1 protein-coding gene is annotated in these 2,002 nt (G+C 27.9%); it reads right to left on the bottom strand.

What is annotated here, in order from left to right; translation table 11 throughout:
- Nucleotides 1–191: 191 nt before the first annotated feature.
- Entirely contained in the window at nucleotides 192–1,820 is a 1,629-nt protein-coding gene (locus tag RDX53_RS14000; RefSeq protein ID WP_307994361.1) for an IS1182 family transposase, read from the bottom strand.
- Nucleotides 1,821–2,002 lie beyond the last annotated feature (182 nt).

Below are 2,002 nucleotides of genomic sequence, written 5' to 3'. Positions count from 1 at the left end.
ATTGATAGTTTAAAAAGATAATAAATTTATTATAAGGAGCTGTCGCAATAGCGGGTAAAAAAATCCGCTAGCGATAGCTCTTTTTCTATATTTTCAAAAAAATAATTGTACATTTTCGATTAAAATCAAATTGAATATAAAAATAGACGCACTTAAATAAGCCTAATGAAAAAAGGCTTTAAAAATTTAAATTATGCAGTTTTCTTTAATTCAAATAAATGCTTACCAGTTCGGTTAGCCTGTATTTTGTTATGCAATTTATTTATATTATGAGCTACAGCAAGTAGTATACTTTCTGCTAAGACATTATTTTGTCCACGGCACATAAACCTTCTAAAATTCATATCATGCTTTAATTGAGCAAAAGAACCTTCTGCTTGAATACTTCTATTCATTCTAAGTAAACAACCTTCATCAGTAATAATTCTCGTTAAATCTTCTTTTCTTTGCCTATTAAACTTTTTTGAAGTTTCAAATTTTTTAGTTCTTTCTTCTAATGGTATTTTAGAATTATTCCCTTTAATACATTTGTTCTTGTAATTACAGTCACTACAATCCTCACATATATAAATTGTTTTTTCACTTTTATATCCAGTTTTAGATTTTACAAATTTTGTGCCTGACATTTTTAGTTTTTTACCATTTTGACATATAAATAAATCACTCTCAGCATCGTAGTCCATATTCTCTATTCTACTAATGTCATTCTTGTATTTTCTTGTTTTAGATATTTCATAATTAGCAGGTTTAATAAAAGCTATTTGATTATTATCTTCAATAAATGAGTAATTTTCTTCGCTTTCATATCCAGCATCAGCAACTATTTTTAAATATTTAAAATTCAAATTTTCTTCCATCCCCTTAAGAAATGGTATCAATGTAGTTGTGTCTGTTGGTTGATTACCAACAGTAAGCCACGTAATATATTCAGCATCAACACCATGCTGCACATTATAAGCTGGTTTAAGTTGTCCATTTTTCATAGCATCTTCTTTCATTCTCATAAATGTAGCATCAGCATCTGTTTTTGAATAACTATTTCTATTGCCGCAAGTGTATACCTTTTTATTGTATTCTTTAAATTTTAAAAGATATTCTTCAAGCTTTTCTATAGACTTTTGTAAAGTAGTTTTTTTCTTACCACATCCGTGGACGAATTCTATTCCTTCTAATTTTTTTAACTCATAAAGTTTTTTCCTGAGCTTCTTTACATGCTTCATTTGTACTTTATCCTTATAAATTAATTTAATGCCATAAAATTCTTCACACTCTTTTACAAGGTCGGCTATCTTAGTTAATAGTTTAGCCATATTTTTTGTAATAGCTTTCTTCCAAACAAAAGTATATTTATTAGCACAAGCTTCTATTTTAGTACCATCAATAAATATAGATTCACCTGATATTTCCCCAATTTTATAAAGAAAATTGGTTACTTCTGTTAAGATTTTTTCAGCACATGGAGCAAAATGTAAACTTCTAAACCTTGCAAATGTTGAATGATCCGGAGGCGAAGCACCCTCTAGTAGAAACATAAAATTGATATCTCTTCGACATGCAGTTTCTATATCTCTTGAAGAATAAAGTCCATTCATATATCCATAAAGCATAATTTTCAGCATATTCATTGGCTGTACTTGATTTTCTCTTATTCTAAAATAAGTAGAATATAGTCTAGTTAAATCCATCTCCTCTACAAACTGACTTAGTAATCTCACCGAATCATTTTCTGGAATTATGCAATCTATATCAAAAGGAAGTTTTAATTGATAAAACTTTCGATTTAAAGTATAATTTTGTTGTAAGATTTTTTTTGTTAGCATGAAAAATATTTTACCATAAATCCTAGGCTTATAGAGTCTGGGATTTATTTTTTTTTTGCAAAAGGGGCCTCGCACTAATTATTTAGTGCGACAGCCCCATCTTATAACATTGATAAAATAAATTTTAATTCTAAAAAATAAAACCTACTATATCAAAACTGTCTATTTTCATACTTATACTT

Source organism: uncultured Intestinibacter sp. (assembly GCF_902468165.1).
Classification (GTDB): Bacteria; Bacillota; Clostridia; order Peptostreptococcales; family Peptostreptococcaceae; genus Intestinibacter.
The sequence above is the reverse complement of the archived record's forward strand: the minus strand, read 5'-3'. Positions and strand labels throughout refer to the sequence as shown.

Bases quoted from the DNA above. Each gene is read 5' to 3' on its own strand.
- RDX53_RS14000 (WP_307994361.1), bottom strand. From the start codon at position 1,820: ATGCTAACAAAAAAAATCTTACAACAAAATTATACTTTAAATCGAAAG.